Origin of the sequence: Arthrobacter sp. MYb224 (genome assembly GCF_002975455.1) — a bacterium.
Lineage (GTDB): Bacteria > Actinomycetota > Actinomycetes > Actinomycetales > Micrococcaceae > Glutamicibacter.
The window spans coordinates 332,744-349,140 of sequence record NZ_PCPU01000002.1 but is presented as its reverse complement, the minus strand read 5'-3'; the positions used below and the strand labels follow the sequence as shown (position 1 = coordinate 349,140).

Below are 16,397 nucleotides of genomic sequence, written 5' to 3'. Positions count from 1 at the left end.
GGCTACCAGCGTGGGTGGATCTGCGCGCGCAGCTTCGTGTCGTACAGTTCGCGCACCGCGGCGTTGAAGCCCTCAGAGAGCTGCAGCGACCCGGCGGCGGCATTGGCCCGGGCCTGGTCCGCATTGCGGGCCCCGGGGATGATGGAGCTGATGCCTTCTTGGGCGGCCAGCCAAGCCAGGGCTACTTGGGCGCTGGTCGCCTGCGGCGCCTCGGCGGCGGCCAGCTGCGCGAACTGCTCGGCGACTTGCAGCCCGGTGGTGTAGTCAACCCCGGAGAAGGTCTCGCCCACGTCGAAGGCCGAGCCGTCGCGGTTGAAGTTGCGGTGGTCATCGGCGGCGAACTTCGTCTGCGGCGTGTAGCGGTTGGTCAGCAGCCCGCTGGCCAGCGGGACGCGGGCAATGATGCCGACTCCTGCTTTGCGGGCCGCGGGCAGCACCTGCTCCAGCGGTTTGTGCCTGAAGGCATTAACGATGATCTGCACGGTGGCGATATTCGGACGGGCGATAGCGCTCAACGCTTCATCAACTGTCTCCACCGAGACCCCGTAGGAGCGCATCCGCCCCTCGGCCACCATGGTGTCCAGCGCATCGTAGACCGCATCGGTGGAGTACACCGGCGTAGGCGGGCAATGCAGCTGCACCAGGTCGAGGGTTTCCACCCCCAGGTTGGCGCGGGAACGATCGTTCCACGCGCGAAAGGCTTCCAGGTTATAGGCTTCGGGCACCTGCTCCACGCGGCGGCCCATCTTCGTGGCCACCGTGACTTCGGCCTGCGGGTTGGCCCGCAGCCAGCGGCCGATGAGTTGCTCGCTGCGTCCGTCCCCGTAGACATCTGCGGTGTCGAAGAAGCTGACGCCCTCGGCGTAGGCGGCGTCGAGCACCGATTGAGCTTCGGCTTCGTCCACCGCTCCCCAGTCGGCGCCCAGCTGCCAGGTGCCCAGGCCAATGACGGAAACGGTGCGGTTGGTGCGTCCAAGAAGTCGTTGTTGCATGTACCCGAGCTTACGTGGAACGACTCGCCAAATCGCACCATTTCCACACGCCATGAAGCGATTCGTTGGATGGATACGCAATCAGCAAGAAAATTTTCACCGCATCCGGAGCAATCGGTCCGCCCTTAGCCGTTGGCCTGGATGACATAGAACTCGGCACCGGTGGGATCCGCGATGACCGCGAGCCTGCCGAAGTCCGAGTCCATGGCCGGGCTGACTTCCGCACCGCCCGCGGCAATGGCCTCGGCCACCGTTTGATCGGTGTCCTCCACCGCAAAATACACCTTCCAACCGGCGAGCTTCGGGTCCTCGAAATGCGCGATGTCCATCACGCCGGCCTTTGCATCTCTTCCGGCGCCGAGCGTCTGATAGCGGAACTCGTCGCTGTCGCTCATCACCTCCAGATCCCAATCCAGCGCTTCGCGATAGAACTTTGTTGAGGTTTCGAATTTGGTGGTGTGCAGCTCATGCCACACCGGGGTGCCTTGCTCCCCCATCTTCTGATAGCCGGGATGGCCGCCGGCCTGCCAGAGTCCCACTCCGAGGCCCGAGGGGTCGCCAATCATCGCCATTTTCCCCTGTTCGGGCACTTCCATAGGCGGCATGTAGACATGCCCCTGATGCGCTTGGACTTGGTCTACCGCCGCGTCGATGTCCGCAACACGCAGGTAAGTGCTCCATACGTCCGGGAAGCCATTGTCCGGATCGTTTTTCATAAGCCCCGCGACAGGGAGCCCGTCGATGGCGGCCGTGGTGTAGCCACCGTAGGTTTCCTCATCCCCCACGACATAGCTCCATCCAAAGAGTTGCGAATAGAAGGTTTTGGCAGCCTCGATGTCCTTGGTCAATAAATCGATCCAACACGGAGATCCCGGTGGAAATTCTGGCGTCGACATGGTGCTCCCTTAGATTGCGAGTTGTCAGTGATGACACGCTGAGTCTAAAACGACCGTGCAGTCTATTCAATGGCTACGACCAGCAGAGCTCAAGACCTCTCTAAGAAAGTGGAAAACGTAAAATGAAACGTAGTACCTTGATTTGACACGAAGTTCCACTAGGCTTGTAGAGTGATCCACCTCACTAAGTTTTAGCTGTTGATCCTAGGAGCCCTGCGTGATGCGTTCGAACTCAAACCTGACCATGTCGGTGGCGGCCGTCTTGGCCGAAAGCGCCGCGCGCTATGGCGATCAGAACGCGATCACCATGAGCGGCCAAAGCACCACTTACAGCCAGCTTTGGGATGAGACCCGCGCCTATGCTGGAGCCTTGCGCGATCTCGGAATCCAACAGGAAGACCGCGTGGCGGTGCTCATTCCCAATGTCACCGACTTCGCCCGGGTGTACTACGCGATCCTTTCCTTGGGAGCTATTGCAGTGCCCATCCACGCGTTGCTGAAGAAGCAGGAGATCGCCTACGTACTCGAAGATTCCGCGGCCAAGCTGCTGATTTGTGCCGCTCCCCTGCTAGGCGAAGGCGCAGCTGGAGCCGAACTGGCCGGCGCCAAAGTCCTCAGCGTCTTGGCACCGCCGGAGTTGGAAACCGACCGCTTGGAAGACCGCGCGGCGAGCGCGGATCCCATCAGGACCTATGAGCCACAGCATCCGGAGAATATCGCCACGATCCTCTACACCTCCGGTACCACCGGCACGCCCAAGGGCGCCCTCGGCACCCATCTAGCGTTAATCGAACAGACCAGCACATTGTTGTTGGGAACCATCGATATGCGCCCCGGCGATAAGCTCTTCGGCGGCTTGCCGCTGTTCCATACCTTCGGCCAAACGGCCGTGCTCAACACCGGATTCCGCGCCGGTGCCGAACTCGTATTGCTTCCGAAATTCACCGCGAAAGATGCCCTGGACCTAGTCTTGGACCAGGAAATCGACTTGTTCTTTGGCGTCCCCACCATGTACGTCGCACTGTTGGAAGCCGGCAAGCAACGCAGCGATAAACCAACCAAGCTACGCTATGCGGTCTCCGGCGGTGCGTCGCTGCCGGTAGCGGTCCTGAACGCCTTCGAGGCGCGTTTCGGAGCTCGAATCCATGAGGCGTACGGACTGACCGAAACCTCACCGGCCGCCACCTTCAACCATTTGGGGCGCGAGCCTCGCCCCGGAACTATCGGCACCCCCATCTGGGGAGTCGAAGTGGAAATCGCCGACCCTGCCTATCCGAACGAAATCCGTTTGCTTCCCCGCGGAGAGCTGGGAGAGCTGGTGATCCGCGGACACAACCTGTTCTCCGGATATCTCAACCGCCCGGATGCGACCGCCGAGGCCGTCGTGGATGGGTGGTTCCGCACCGGAGACCTAGGCACGAAAGATGCAGAAGACTATCTGCGCATCATGGACCGCACCAAGGATATGGTGCTGCGCAACGGGTACAACGTATACCCACGCGAGGTGGAGGAAGTGCTGGTCAGCCATCCGGAGATCTCCAACGCGGCCGTGTACGGCATTCCACATGCAAAGCACGGACAGGAAGTCGCGGCCTCGATCACGCTGGAACCCGGGTCGACCCTGAACCCGGAAAGTATCGGCCAATGGGTCAGCGAACAGATCGCTGCCTACAAGTACCCAAGGCACATTGAGATCGTGAAAGAATTCCCGCTCGGCCCCAGCGGGAAGATTCTCAAACGCGAGCTGGTAGCCAAGCACAGCGGCTAGCTACGGGCGCACGCTTCCAGCAGCGAGTTGCGCCGCTAGTTGGTCCCCTCGAAGCGCCAGTTGAATTCTGGGCGGCGTTTGGCGGCAAAAGCCGCTCGGCCTTCCTTGAGATCCGCGCTGTGCGCGTTGTCCCTCCACAGCTCCTCCCAGTAGGCATCAAGCAATGGATCCGGTTTTCCTTCACCGGTCAGTGAGATGGCTTCCTTGGTGTGCTGAATCGAAAAGTTCGAATTGGCTGACATTTGGAAGATCAGGGTCGCCGCCTCGCCTTCCAGTTTTTCTTCTGGGACAACCCGGGTAAACAAGCCCCAATCGGAGGCTTCCTGCATGCTGATTCCGGCGCCGCTGAACAGCAGGTATTTTGCGCGGCTCCGGCCTACCGTTTGCACCAGGCGTTCGATGCCAGGCCGGGGAAACACCAACCCCACCTTGGCCGGGGTAATAGCCAGACGGGTATTGTCCGCCGCCAGTTGGACGTCGCAAGCGGCCGCCAGCTGCCATGCCCCTCCGAAGCAATTGCCGCGCACCACCGCGATGGTCGGTTTGGGGCAACTGGTAATCGCATGGTCCACCAGATCAAAGTGGTTAACCAGTCCGTCTCCGCTGGGCTTGTCAAAGAGCACCAGATTCATTTGATCGATGGCGATGCCGGCACTGAAGTTCGTTCCGGCCCCGGTCACCACGATGGCAGCGACCTCGGGATTTGCAGAGAGCCCTGCAAACGCGCCGACGAGTTGCAGACACATGTCTTTGGTCAGCGCGTTGTGCTGCTTCGAATTATCCAGGCTCACCGTGGCTACGTTGTTGCTGATCTCGACACCGATGCGGCCCTGCTGTTGCTGACTCATCAAACACCTCAAAAATCCTGCACGCGCCCAAAAGTTATTCTCAAGCTCACCGTGCCACACTAAGGGTGTGGATGCACAGATTATTTACACCATTATTGCCGGATTACTGCTGATCGTTTCTGCCTTGGGAACCATCATTCCGGTACTTCCCGGCTCCTTGCTCACTATTTTGACGCTTCTCGGATGGGGCTGGCTACTGGGATCCGGCGCTTCCTGGTGGGCGGCGGGGCTCGGCATGCTGATCGCCGCCTTAGGCTGGTCGGCGTCCGCGGTACTGACCGGACGCAAGCTCAAACAGCATCAGATCCCCAAAGGATCGATCTTCTGGGGGTTGCACGGTGCGATCGCCGGCGCCATCCTCATTCCGGTGGTGGGCCTGTTCCTCGGCTTCGCGGTGGGGCTATTCCTCGGCGAGGCCGCTCGTCACCGCAAGTTCGGTGGCGCCTTGGCCTCTTCCTGGGCGACTTTGAAGGCCATGGGCATCGGAATCATTGTAGAGTTCGGCTGCGTCCTGCTGGCCACATCCATCTGGGTCATCGGCCTGATCACGCACTTCGCAACCCGCTAGATCCAACCGCGTTCCTGGGCAATGCGTGCGGCCTCGATCCGATTCGACCCGTCGGTCTTGCCGATCGCATTCGACAGGTGGTTGCGCACGGTACCGACCGACAGATGTATTTCCTGGGCAATCCTGGAGACCGGGCTCCCGGCCGCCGCGAGCCCCAGGACCTCGCGTTCCCGATCGGTCAGCGGGTTGCTCGCGGATTCAACCGACAGCATGGCAAGCTGCGGGTCGATGACCTTGCCTCCGGCCTGCACCCGGCGCACCGCGTCGGCTAATTCGGCGGGCGAGGCGTCCTTGACAAGGAAGCCATGGGCTCCGACCTCGAATGCCTGCCTGAAATATCCCGGACGGTCGAAGGTGGTCACGATCAGCACCTTGACCTGCGGATGCTTCGCGCGAACCAGGCCGGCGGCCGTGAGTCCATCCATGCGCGGCATCTGTACATCGAGCAGCACCACGTCCGGGGCGTGCGCGGCCACCGCGTCCAGCACCTCGTCCCCGTCGGAGCATTCGGCAACCACTTCAAGGTCGCGTTCCATGTTCAGCAGCGCCACCAGCGCACCGCGGACCAGGTGCTGGTCATCGGCAATCAACACCTTGATCATGAATGTACTCCTGTGGTTCCGAAGTCGATTCGAATGCTGGTTCCGCCGAGCTTCGACTCCCCCACTGTACAGCTGGCTCCGAAAAGCCGGGCTCGTTCACGCATGCCGCGTAGCCCATGGCCTTCCTTGGCATTCTGCAGGCCATCTCCGTCATCATCGATACTGAGCATTTGCTCCGAGAGGCTAACCCAGACCCCGCTGGCGTGCGCATGGCGCAACACATTGGTCAGCGATTCCCGCACGATCCACGAAACGTGCGAACGCAGTTCGTGCGGGATGGCTTCCGCCCGGCCCACGACGTTAAATTCGATGCCGCTGTCGGCGCACACGCACGCCAAGGCCTGAAGTTCCCCTTCGAGATCGGCCCGGGCCATTCCATGCACGGTGGTGCGCACCGAATCGAGCGCCATGAGCGCCAGCTCGCTGAGCTGTTCAACCTCGCTTCGAGCTTTCTGGACTTCGCCTTCGTCCAGCAGCCGCAGGGCCAGCTGCGCCTTGAGGTTCAGCGCGGTCAGCGAATGGCCTACCCCGTCATGCACGTCGCGAGCCATTCGTTCTTGCTCGCTAAGGACCAGGAATTCATCCTTGATCATGTCTGCCGCTACGGCCCTGCGGATCGTCCCGGAGGTGACGAAGTAAATGACCATGAGCATCACGTTCAACCCGGTGAGGAAGAGCTGTTGCAAGAACACTCCGTAAGCCAACGGAAGGCCGAAGCTCAGGATCAGTGCCACCGCGTAGGTCACGTACATGACCTTGCGCTTGAGCAGAAAAGCCGAATATGAGGTCAGAAAGGGCAGCAACCCCAACGCGCCATCGTGCAGGATCGGAATACTTGCAAACATGATCGCTGCCATGGTGCCGAAATAGGCATAGGCCTCGAAAGAGCTGCTGCCGCCGTGGCCCACCGTCCAGGAGAACCGTCCGTAGCCGCGAAGGTAAGCGGCCGCGTACACGAGAATCAGGCTCAGTCCAATGACCCGCAGTGCCACCGGGAAGTCCTCCTGGAGCAGGGTGAGCGTCGGGTAGATGAGGAAAATAATCCACACTCCCGAAACCCACCAGCCAAATCTGCTCCAGAACCGGTCTACATCGGCCTGTGCCTGACTACGTTCGGTCACTGTCGTGCCCGTGCCTTTCGCGTTGCGATCAGGGCGAAGATTGCGAAAAACGCTGCCCATAGCACCACATTAGTCACTGGGATCCACAATGCATCGGGAGCGAACCCGGTTTCTGCTGGAACATCTTGCAGTTGCAGGAAACGTACCAGCGCGACATACCCGTACATCGGGGTAAAACGGGCGATATCCAGCATCATGCCGCTCAGCGGCATGAACACGTTGCCGAAGAAGGCGAAGAACACCATCAGCCCCGAGGCCAGGCCCAGCGCGGATTCGGATTTGAAGAGCATGCCAACGCCGATGCCGTAGCAAGCGAACATCAGCGAACCGACCATCGTGATGCCGAAGGCGGCGATCCACAGCCACCATTCGGTGGTGGTGGCGCCCGTTGCGGCACCCAGTGCGTAGACCAGGGCTGCGGAGATTGCCGCGATGGTGGTCGCCACGAACATCTTCGAGGAGACGAAGGTTGCCGGCGACATTCTTGTCAAGGCGATCTGCCGCCCCCAGCCCTGCATGGATTCGGTAGCAACGGTGCCGGCGATGGCAACCGTCGAGATCGCGGCCCCGTAGGCTGCCATGGACGCCATGATGTAGAACTTCACGTTTCCCAGTCCGAGGACCTCCTCGCCGTAGCTGGGGATATTGCCGAAGAGCAGGTACATTGCCGAAGGCATCAGCAGGGAGAAGAACAGGTTGTAGCCATCTCGAATGTGTCGGGTGAACTCGACACCGACATATGTGGGATTCATGATGCGTCCTCCGTCAACTGAACAAAAGCGTCTTCGAGGCTTGGCGCGGAGATCTCCAGATCATAGGCGCCATACCGAGTCAGAAGTTCACGTGCCAGCCCGTCCGAGTCCTGGCAGCGAAAGGTCACCCGCATCCCTGACCGCTCTTCGATCTCGGGCTTGGCTTCTTCGCTCATGAGCTGGTCGATGCTTCGCGCGTCCGGCATGGTCGCGACTACCTTGCGTCCGGAGATCATCTGCCGTAATTGCTCTGTTGCGCCGTCTGCGACCACCGTGCCGCGGCTGATCAGCACGGTGCGTTCGGCGAAGTTTTGTGCCTCTTCGAGGTAGTGGGTTGCGAAGATGATGGTTCGCCCGTCGATGGCTTCGTTGCGCATGGTGTTCCAAAATTCGCGGCGAGCCATCACATCCATCCCCGCAGTGGGCTCATCCAGGATCAACACATCTGGGTTGGGCAGGAGCGCGAGAGCGAATTTGATTCGTTGCTGTTCACCACCGGAGCATTTGCCGACGCGGCGCTTGGCGATCGGGGTTAGTCCGGTTCGTTCCATGACTTCGTCGATTCGTCCATGAACTTGGTGCATGGACGCGATGACCTTGATCGTTTCGTAGACGGTCATATCTCGAAGCAGTCCGCCGGTTTGCAAAACTGCGGAGACCCGGCCGCTGGACACCGCCTTGTGCGGGTCCAGGCCAAGTACCTGGGCAGTTCCTGCGGTTGGCGCGGTCAGCCCGAGGATCATGTCCACGGTGGTGGTCTTCCCTGCACCGTTCGGCCCCAGCAGGGCGACGATTTGTCCGGTGTGAATGGTTAGATCGATGCCTTTAACGGCTTCGACCTTGGTACGGGGTGTCGTGAAAGTCTTGTGAAGCCCCGTCAGCGTGACAGCGTCGGTTCGGTTCAGCGTTTTCATACTCACTATTTTTCTAAATTTCCGGTGCTGTGCACAGAGTAGAAAGTCACGTCCCGCCCATGACGGTTGTCATGGGTCATGCTCGCCCGCCTGACCTCGGACGAATGAGGTGGCGCCTCGGTAGACATTGCCCCGCCCGGTGCCAGCATAGGGACGAGCTGGCTGTGATCTTGCCGATAAGCTCTGGCGCTGTGCCGCCACACTCCACCTGTGCGCCAGCTAGCGCAAAGGTTCGGTAAGCACCTGTCAGGATGTAATTTCGGCGTTTCTCCACGCACTTTCGGTCTGTGATCTGCATTAACGTGCAGGGAAACTCCCAGTGATTTCCCGTAGTCTTTTACCGTGCTAGATCTTTCTCCTTTCCTCTCGCTTATGACCGAGTTCGGGACACCAACCATGGGAGCCGCGTTTCTCCCCGACTGGTTGAACCCCAACGTCTTCCTCCGCGACCCAGCCTTAGGCCCATGGGTCATGCTGCTGGTGTGCGGCATCGTCTTTGCCGAGACCGGATTGCTTGTCGGGTTCTTCCTGCCAGGGGATTCAATGCTCTTCACCGTGGGGCTGTTGATTGCTTCGGGAACTCTGGATATCTCGCTGTGGCTTTTTGCCCTCGCGATCTTCGTTTGCGCCTTCGCCGGAGACCAAACGGGCTACATCATAGGTAAGAAATCTGGCCCCGCGATCTTCAAAAAGCCCGATTCTCGTTTCTTTTCCCAGGCGAACGTGGAACGTGCGCACGAATTCTTCGAGAGATTCGGTGGACGCGCGGTCATCCTTGCACGCTTCGTCCCGGTGGTTCGTACCTTCGTGCCGGTGATTGCCGGCGTCGCCAAAATGAACCACAAGACCTTCGTTTTCTACAATCTTGTCGGCGCGCTGCTCTGGGGTGTCGGCGTAACCCTGCTGGGTTACTGGTTGGGCCAGATTAGCTGGATCGAAGAGAACGTAGACATCATCTTCATCTTGATCGTGCTGATTTCGGTCATCCCGATCTTCGTGGAACTTCTCAAGGCCCGTATGGCGTCCAAGAAGAAGGCAGCGAATCGGTCTGACGCAATCGACGACTAAGAGCTTTTAGCACCCCGGCTGCGGAATTGTCCGCCAGCCCATTGCACGCCGCGGCGTATCAACCACTGCTCGCAGGGTTGAATACAGCCGCGGCGTACCCCTTTGCAGACCAAATCGGCCCCGTGGTCCATGGCTCTGACCGCCTCGGTGGTAGCCGGCCGCAGTGCGTTCATGAGAACCTCGCAATCGCAGTATCCGCCCAGCAGCTTGATCTTGCGTTCCAGCGCGGTGGCTCGGGGTGCCGCATGGTCTCGGTAATATTTGAGCATGCGAAGCGAACCTTCGCAGGGGACGTCCTCGGCTACCCGATAGAGGTAGCAGGCAAGGCATTCGTGTTCAACGGGTAGCGGAAGATCGCGCATGGTGGACTCCAAGCTGGGCGGCGGACATTGATTCATCCCAGCTTCGGGCCTGCTTGTTCAACGCGTTGCCCCGCAACGGCGAACTGTGTATAAACTCCCTTTGCTAAATATTCCTTTTCAGGAATGCATCGATTCGATCCAGCGCTTCGGCGACACGATGGTAGCCCGCAGCGAAAGAAAGCCGAATATAGAGATGCCCCGCAAATGGGTCAAAGTCCCCGCCGGGGGTGAGCGCCACATGGGTTTCTTCCAAGACCGCGGCACAGAACCCAGAGGCCGAACCAAACTTTTCGAGCACCGCCGGGCGCAGTTTTCCGTAGAGATAGAACGCGCCATCGGCAGGGGCCGCCTGGGAGATGCCAAGCTTTTCCATGCTGCGGAGCACCAACTCACGGGTGCGCGCAAATTCGGCTACCCGGCTCTCGGCTTCGTCCAGACTCGCTGGTTCGAAGGCCGCCAGGACGGCGCGTTGCGCGGGCGCCGGCGCACAAAGGGCAAGGTTGGAAGCTAGGCCATCCACCACGGCGAGCATATCGTCGGGGACGATCATCCAGCCCAAACGCCAGCCGGTCATTCCCCAGTATTTGGAAAAAGACGAGACGACGATGCTGGTCTGGGAGTATTCCCAAGAGGTATGGCCCCTGCGTTCGGGAACAAACTCGATTCCGTGATAGATCTCGTCACTGATCAGCCGCACCCCATTGGCCTCGCACCAGCAGGCAAGGCGTTCAAGCTCCGCGGCGCTGAACATGGTGCCGGTGGGGTTATTCGGCGAAGCTATCACCAGCCCGTCGAGGCGTCCGTGTTGCGCCTTCGCCGCCTCGAGAAGTTCCACCGTCGGCTGGAAACGCTGCTCGGGTCCGGTGGGCAGGTCAACAACTTGCAGCCCAAGGGCTTGCAGAATATTTGCGTAGGCCGGGTACCCAGGGCGCGCCAATGCGACGATATCTCCCTGATCAAAGGCCGCCAAGAACGCGAGCTGGAATGCGCCCGAGGAACCTGCAGTCATGACGAAGTTCCTCGCGGGAATCTCTATCCCGTAGGTCAGGCGGTAGTGCTCGGCTAGCGCCTGCCTTGTTGCGGCTAAGCCAGTGGTTGAGGTGTACCCGAAATCCGCATGTTCGGCGTGGAGCTTCGAAGCCAATTCATTAACCGCGGCCGGTGCCCCGCCACCGGGTTCGCCGACGCAGAGCGAGATCACATCATGTCCGGCGGTGCGCATGGTGGCCACCGAATCAACAATCTGCATTACTTCAAAGGGCGGCACCTGTCCGCGAGCAGATACCTTCACTGGGCGTTCTCCGCTCCAAGCGCCCGTTCCTTGACCGGGTGGCGGGACAGGATGGAAATTCTATTAAAAGCGTTCATCGAAATCGCGATCCACTGGATCGCGGCAACCTGTTCATCGGTGAGCAGCAGTCGTGCCGAAGCTACGGCGGCGATGCGTTCCTCCGGGCAGGGCAGATCCGTGGCAGCCTCGGCGATGGCAAGGGCCGCGCATTCGAGCTCGTCAAACTGTCCGCCGCATTCATCCCATGTGCTGAGCAAGACGATGCGCTGCATGCGCTCTCCGGCTTCCAGCGCCTTGCGCGTGTGCATGTCGAGGCAGTAGGCGCAGCCGTTGATCTGCGAGACCCGAAGGTTGATCAGTTCGGCTGTCCGGTCGCTGATGCCGGCTGCCCGGTAGGTCTTGGCAAGCTGGTTGGAGAACTTCCCCATGGAGTTCCACAACTCGGGATTGGTCTTGTCTAAAAAGAGTGGGTCTGAAACGGCCATATCTGAACCCTACCGGTTTGGCCGCGGTTGCTCTTGCTGAGTCGGCGCCTGTGTCTTGGCGGCTGCCGGTGTTCGCGGAGCCCGCCCCGACCGGCGAACCCAGAAATAGCGTCTCCGGACAGGCCGCGCGCCAGATTGCCGGCACCCCTAAACGCGAAAAGGGCCCTTGCTCCACGTGTTTCACGTGAAGCAAAGGCCCTAGTCACAGATGTTTAGTCTTCGTCGGCTGCGAGCTGCCCGCAGGCGCCGTCGATTTCTTTGCCGCGCGTATCGCGCAGCGTGGTGGGTACGCCGAGGCTGTCCAGGCGGCGCACGAACTTGCTGGTGATGTCCTTCTCGCTGCGGGTCCAGATGGAGCCCGGTACCGGATTTAATGGAATCGGATTCACATGGACCCAGCCGCGACCGCGGGCGTTGAGCTTCTTCGCCAGCAGCTCGGCACGCCACTCATGGTCGTTCATGTCCTTGATCAGCGCGTACTCGATGGAGACGCGGCGTCCGGTCTTCACATAGTAGTCAAACGCGGCGTCCAGCGCCTCGTCGACCTTCCAGCGTGAGTTCACCGGGATCAGCTCATCGCGAAGCTCATCGTCCGGGGCATGCAGCGACAGCGCGAAGGTGACCGGCACATTCTCTTCGGTCAGCTTGCGGATGGCAGGCACCAGACCCACGGTGGAAATGGTGATGCCGCGGGCGCTCATGCCCAGGCCTTCGGGGGCGTCGGCAACCATGCGGTGCACCGCGTTCATCACGCGCTTGTAGTTCGCCAGCGGCTCGCCCATGCCCATGAACACGATGTTGCCCACGCGTTCGTCCGGATGCTTCTGGCCACCGAGGCCGCCTTCGGCGATCACCCGGTTCGCCTGGACAATCTGGTCCAGGATTTCCGCGGTGGACATGTTGCGGGTCAGCCCCGCCTGTCCGGTGGCGCAGAATGGGCAGTTCATGCCGCAGCCGCACTGCGAAGAGATGCATAGGGTGATGCGGCCCGGGTAGCGCATGAGCACGGACTCGACCAGCGAACCGTCGAACAGGCGCCAGAGGAACTTGATGGTCTTGCCGTCATCGGTGGTCAGTCGCTTGACCTCGGTGAGCAGCTTCGGGAACATGGCCTCGGCCAGTTCCGCACGGCGCTCCTTGGGAAGATCGCTCATCTTCTCCGGGTCGGTGGTGTAGTGCGTGAAGTAGTGCGTCGAAAGCTGCTTGGCGCGGAAGGCGGGAAGGCCTAGTTCCTTCAGCTTCGCTTGGCGTTCGGCAAGGCTCTGGTCCGCCAGGTGCGTTGGCGGCTGGGCGACGCGGCGCTTGGTGGCGAACTGCAGTTCTGGACGGCCATCGGCGCCCATCTCCTGTTTCCATCCTTCGGCCGTTGGCACGACCTGGGCGCGGCCCTCGGCCTCGGCTCGGGACTTGGAGATGCGCAGCTGCTGGGCGCGCTGGGCAGCGGCCTGCTCGGTGCGCAGGGCCTTGCGTTCAACGGCGGAAAGTGTGGTGGAGTCGCTGGAAGTCATTACTACCTATTGTTTCACGTATCCACTGGAAGTTGGCGGTGAGTTTGGGCACGCATGGTGCTTGCTGCTCCGGAGCCCTCCCCAAGGAGAGAATCAGCGGCACCCTCCCGCGCATCAGCTACTTCGCGGAACTCCACGTGCGGTCATCGTAAAGCTGCGGGCGGCACCGTCATGGATTCGTTGGCTCGATGCCAGGCGTGAAATCAGGACATCGCGTGCCGGGGCCAGCCATCGCGGCAAGGGCCGGCCCAGCATCATATTCAGCTGCGCACGCGATCCCGCCTTGCGCGCGGCCTGCAATCGGGTTTCGGAGAAACCGGCCAGGGATGCGTGGGAAGCCAACCGAGCTGCCAGCTCCAGCGCGTCGGCAAATCCCAAGCTGAGCCCCTGTCCCCCAATGGGACTGATCTGGTGCGCGGCATCCCCGAGCATGACCACCCGCCCATGGACCATCGAGGCAACCTGCCGGTTGGCGGTAGTGAAGCGGCTGTGCATGGTGCAGCTCGCGGCGTCGAGCACAAAACCCACCCGATGGCAGAGCGCATCAACCACCTCGGCGGCCGAGCCGCCGCGGTCCTGGCCGTCCACACGCACTACCCAGCGCCGCAAAGAACCCGGCAAGGGGAAAGATTCCACAATCCCCGCCGGGTGCAAAAACAAGGCGGCGGTATGGGGCAGCTGCGTGGTATCCGGAAAATCTCCCATCAGGTAGGTGTCGGACAGATCTTTCCCGGCAAAAGGAACTCCTAGGCTCCTGCGCACCGAAGAGTTCACTCCATCGGCCGCGACCAGCCATCGGGCACGGTGCGCGGTGCCGCCGGCGGTGAATTCCACCCCGTCCGGCGACTGCGCCAGAAGGCCGGAGAACTCGGCCCCGGAGACCAGTGCCCCCGGGGCAAGCTCTGCCAGGCGTTCGCGCAGCAGCGACTCGGTGACCTGCTGGGGCAATGACAAGACGAAGGGGTAGTCCCCGCCGATCACCGCGAAATCCATGGTGCCGATGATGCGGCCCGCGGACATTCCGATGCCGCGGCGGATCGGCACTCCGCTTTCCTGCGCCCGCGGGCCGAGCCCCGCCAGTTCAAGGATCCGCTGGGCCGGTGGGTGCAGGCCGATCGCCCGTGAATGCCCGGCTAGTTCGGTGCGCTTCTCGTATACCGTGGCTTTCCGTCCTCGTTGGGCCAACAGGATCGCCAGGGTCAATCCCACCGGCCCGGCTCCGATGATCGCTACCTCATCCACTGCCGGTTGACTTCCAGAGCAGCACATTGCGGTAAGTCCGTTGTGCTTGCACCTCCCAGCCAGACCTGGCCAAAGCAGCCAGTTCCGCTGGCGTGTAGCTGCGCCGGATGGAGACCAGCCCGTCGCGGCGGATCAGCGAGGTACCGGCCAACGGCAGCGTAGCCGTGCCGAACAACAGCAACGCCGCTCGGGCGCGGCGAATATCGCTATGCAGGCCGATCCCGGTGCACAGCGATTCGGTGTCCACCTGCAGCTGCTGCAATTCGCGCGCTTCCAGGTGATGCAGCAGGTGATTCGAGAGCACCACGTCGAACTGCTCCCCGGCAGCGGCGAGCAGCGCACTGGTAGTCTCACGGAATTGCACCACGCCCTCCGGTAGCGCCGCCCGGCGCATAGCCTGCCGGGCATAGTCGATGGCGCGCGGATCCGGATCTATGCCGAGGATCTGAGTTGAAAGCCCATCGGCGAGCGCCCAGCGGGCCAGATTCTTTGCGAGGTCACCGCCTCCGCAGCCCACATCCAGAATTCTTGTTTCGGGCCGGCGGCGCAGCAACGGGCGGATGAACCGCACATAGTTTCCGCGCCATCCGGCGACAACCCGATTTACCAGCGGAAACTGCGCGTAGGTCCGGCGTAGCAACTTAGGGTCGCAGTCCGGTCGATCCATTTCCTCTGCGACTCCAATGCTGCGCCGCAGGCTCGTCATTCAGGCTCCCCGTGCAGGGTGAACAGCCCGGTTTCCACGGTCAGTCCGGGACCGAAGGCCATGGCGCAGACTCGTTCGCCCGAGTTGGCTTGCCGATCATCCATGATTTCCTTGAGCACGAATAGGACCGTCGCACTGGACATATTTCCGTATTCGGCCAAGACCTTGCGGGCAGGTGCTAATTGGGTATCGCTGAGTTCGAGGCGATTCTGGACGCGGTCCAGGATCGCTCGTCCGCCGGGATGAATCCCCCAATGCTTGATCTGGGCAAAGCTTGTCTCCGGGATGGAAGCCTTCGCGAAGAGCGGTTCCAAGGCGCCGCTGATATGCTCATCAATGATGTGCGGAACATAGGTCCCGAGCACCATCTCAAATCCTTCATCCCCGATATTCCACGCCATGGCCTCTTCGCCGACCGGGGTGAGCACCGTTTCAAAGGCGTCCATGCTCAACCCGCTGTCGCCGCGTGCGGTGACGATTGCCGCCGCGGCTCCGTCGGCAAAGAGCGCAGAACCCATGATGGTGTCCGGGTCGTTCGAGCTGTGCACATGCAGGGTGCACAGCTCCGCGCAGGCCACCAGCACCGTCGCCTGCGGATCCGCGAGGCAAAAGTCCTTAGCCGCACGCAGTGCAGGGAAAGCCGCATAACAGCCCATGAACCCCAGATGGTGCCGCACCGTATTGGGCTTCAGGCCCAGCGCGCGCACAATCTGGTAATCCGGTCCTGGGTTGTAAAAACCGGTGCAGGAGACGGTAATGACGTGGGTGATGTCCGCGGGCGTCAGATCCGGGCAGTCATCCAGGGCTTTCTGCGCGGCTCCGATAAAGAGGGCCGGGGCATGGGCCACATACTCGCGGTTGCGGGTGGCGGTGCTCGGGGAATGCAGCAGTTGTGTGCTTGCGTCGTAGAACAACGGGTTCGCCGGAGGGTGCTTGGCATCGAAGTCTTTGACGCAGCTGTAGCGGGTGTTGATTGCCGAGGAATCGAAGGAGGTAGCGATCAGCCGCTGACCCAAACGGGACAACCCAGGTTGCAGCGCAAAGACATCACGAACTTCGTCCTGGCGAAGGAGCGTTTCTGGTACGGCGGTCTGGATAGTACGCAGCATCACTGGCATGAGCCGAGCCTAGGCCCACCGCCACGCTACGTAAAGGGTGCAGCGAAACACAGGGGGAACACGAAGAAGCGAAATCGCTCAATACTCTGAGTAGCCAGACATAATCTGATTATCTTGGATTTTGCGCTCAAGGTTTCGCCAATAAGAAAGAGGCCA

At 61.1% G+C, this 16,397-nt stretch carries 17 protein-coding genes; 3 read left to right on the top strand and 14 right to left on the bottom strand.

The genetic code is table 11. The features are described from left to right. Nucleotides 1-2: 2 nt before the first annotated feature. The gene (locus CQ017_RS04800) at nucleotides 3-992 is read right to left on the bottom strand and encodes an aldo/keto reductase (protein ID WP_105552977.1); all 990 of its coding nucleotides are present in this window, start codon (nucleotides 990-992) and stop codon (nucleotides 3-5) included. Nucleotides 993-1,117: 125 nt separating this feature from the next. Next, complete coding sequence (locus CQ017_RS04795) at nucleotides 1,118-1,840, bottom strand: VOC family protein (RefSeq protein WP_258133493.1); 723 nt, start codon at nucleotides 1,838-1,840, stop codon at nucleotides 1,118-1,120. A 268-nt stretch (nucleotides 1,841-2,108) separates the two neighbouring features. Here CQ017_RS04795 and CQ017_RS04790 point away from each other — a divergent pair, with 268 nt between their 5' ends. After that, on the top strand, nucleotides 2,109-3,656 hold the full coding sequence (locus CQ017_RS04790) for a long-chain fatty acid--CoA ligase (RefSeq protein ID WP_105552761.1): 1,548 nt from the start codon (nucleotides 2,109-2,111) through the stop codon (nucleotides 3,654-3,656). 35 nt (nucleotides 3,657-3,691) lie between these two features. Here CQ017_RS04790 and CQ017_RS04785 read toward each other — a convergent pair whose 3' ends face one another. Next, nucleotides 3,692-4,504, bottom strand: coding sequence for an enoyl-CoA hydratase/isomerase family protein (locus CQ017_RS04785; protein WP_105552760.1), 813 nt, complete (start codon nucleotides 4,502-4,504; stop codon nucleotides 3,692-3,694). Nucleotides 4,505-4,571: 67 nt separating this feature from the next. Between CQ017_RS04785 and CQ017_RS04780 the strand changes: the two genes are divergently transcribed. Continuing rightward, nucleotides 4,572-5,072, top strand: coding sequence for a DUF456 domain-containing protein (locus CQ017_RS04780; RefSeq protein WP_105552759.1), 501 nt, complete (start codon nucleotides 4,572-4,574; stop codon nucleotides 5,070-5,072). Here CQ017_RS04780 and CQ017_RS04775 read toward each other — a convergent pair. From CQ017_RS04775 to CQ017_RS04760, 4 genes are read right to left on the bottom strand one after another with little or no spacing between them, the layout of a single operon-like run. Then, nucleotides 5,069-5,674: a response regulator transcription factor gene (locus CQ017_RS04775; RefSeq protein WP_105552758.1), complete on the bottom strand. Its 606-nt coding sequence runs from the start codon at nucleotides 5,672-5,674 to the stop codon at nucleotides 5,069-5,071. The two genes, CQ017_RS04780 and CQ017_RS04775, sit on opposite strands and share 4 nt — an antisense overlap. Continuing rightward, nucleotides 5,671-6,795: a sensor histidine kinase gene (locus CQ017_RS04770; RefSeq protein WP_181148380.1), complete on the bottom strand. Its 1,125-nt coding sequence runs from the start codon at nucleotides 6,793-6,795 to the stop codon at nucleotides 5,671-5,673. The genes CQ017_RS04775 and CQ017_RS04770 overlap by 4 nt, the downstream gene beginning before the upstream one ends. After that, a complete protein-coding gene (locus CQ017_RS04765) occupies nucleotides 6,792-7,547 on the bottom strand; it encodes an ABC transporter permease (RefSeq protein ID WP_105552756.1) in 756 nt (251 codons plus the stop codon). The genes CQ017_RS04770 and CQ017_RS04765 overlap by 4 nt, the downstream gene beginning before the upstream one ends. After that, nucleotides 7,544-8,461, bottom strand: a complete 918-nt coding sequence (locus CQ017_RS04760; RefSeq protein WP_105552755.1) for an ABC transporter ATP-binding protein — start codon at nucleotides 8,459-8,461, stop codon at nucleotides 7,544-7,546. The genes CQ017_RS04765 and CQ017_RS04760 overlap by 4 nt, the downstream gene beginning before the upstream one ends. A 372-nt stretch (nucleotides 8,462-8,833) precedes the next feature. Between CQ017_RS04760 and CQ017_RS04755 the strand changes: the two genes are divergently transcribed. Then, a complete protein-coding gene (locus CQ017_RS04755; protein ID WP_181148410.1) occupies nucleotides 8,834-9,529 on the top strand; it encodes a DedA family protein in 696 nt (231 codons plus the stop codon). Here the strand turns inward: CQ017_RS04755 and CQ017_RS04750 are convergent. The 7 genes from CQ017_RS04750 to CQ017_RS04720 form a co-directional block, all read right to left on the bottom strand. Beyond that, nucleotides 9,526-9,891 (bottom strand): DUF2695 domain-containing protein, encoded by a 366-nt coding sequence (locus CQ017_RS04750; protein ID WP_181148362.1) that lies wholly within the window; start codon nucleotides 9,889-9,891, stop codon nucleotides 9,526-9,528. The two genes, CQ017_RS04755 and CQ017_RS04750, sit on opposite strands and share 4 nt — an antisense overlap. 103 nt (nucleotides 9,892-9,994) lie before the next feature. Beyond that, nucleotides 9,995-11,182: a pyridoxal phosphate-dependent aminotransferase gene (locus CQ017_RS04745; RefSeq protein ID WP_105552753.1), complete on the bottom strand. Its 1,188-nt coding sequence runs from the start codon at nucleotides 11,180-11,182 to the stop codon at nucleotides 9,995-9,997. After that, nucleotides 11,179-11,667, bottom strand: coding sequence for a carboxymuconolactone decarboxylase family protein (locus CQ017_RS04740; RefSeq protein ID WP_096286289.1), 489 nt, complete (start codon nucleotides 11,665-11,667; stop codon nucleotides 11,179-11,181). Before CQ017_RS04740 ends, CQ017_RS04745 begins: the two co-directional genes overlap by 4 nt. Nucleotides 11,668-11,879: 212 nt before the next feature. Continuing rightward, nucleotides 11,880-13,175 carry a 23S rRNA (adenine(2503)-C(2))-methyltransferase RlmN gene (gene rlmN, locus CQ017_RS04735; RefSeq protein WP_258133492.1) on the bottom strand — a complete coding sequence of 432 codons (1,296 nt, stop codon included), beginning with the start codon at nucleotides 13,173-13,175 and terminating at the stop codon, nucleotides 11,880-11,882. Between the two features lie 114 nt (nucleotides 13,176-13,289). After that, a complete protein-coding gene (locus CQ017_RS04730; RefSeq protein ID WP_181150500.1) occupies nucleotides 13,290-14,417 on the bottom strand; it encodes an NAD(P)/FAD-dependent oxidoreductase in 1,128 nt (375 codons plus the stop codon). Further along, nucleotides 14,410-15,123, bottom strand: coding sequence for a methyltransferase domain-containing protein (locus CQ017_RS04725; RefSeq protein WP_105552751.1), 714 nt, complete (start codon nucleotides 15,121-15,123; stop codon nucleotides 14,410-14,412). Before CQ017_RS04725 ends, CQ017_RS04730 begins: the two co-directional genes overlap by 8 nt. Next, nucleotides 15,120-16,241, bottom strand: coding sequence for a type III polyketide synthase (locus tag CQ017_RS04720; protein ID WP_105552750.1), 1,122 nt, complete (start codon nucleotides 16,239-16,241; stop codon nucleotides 15,120-15,122). Before CQ017_RS04720 ends, CQ017_RS04725 begins: the two co-directional genes overlap by 4 nt. Nucleotides 16,242-16,397: the final 156 nt, after the last annotated feature.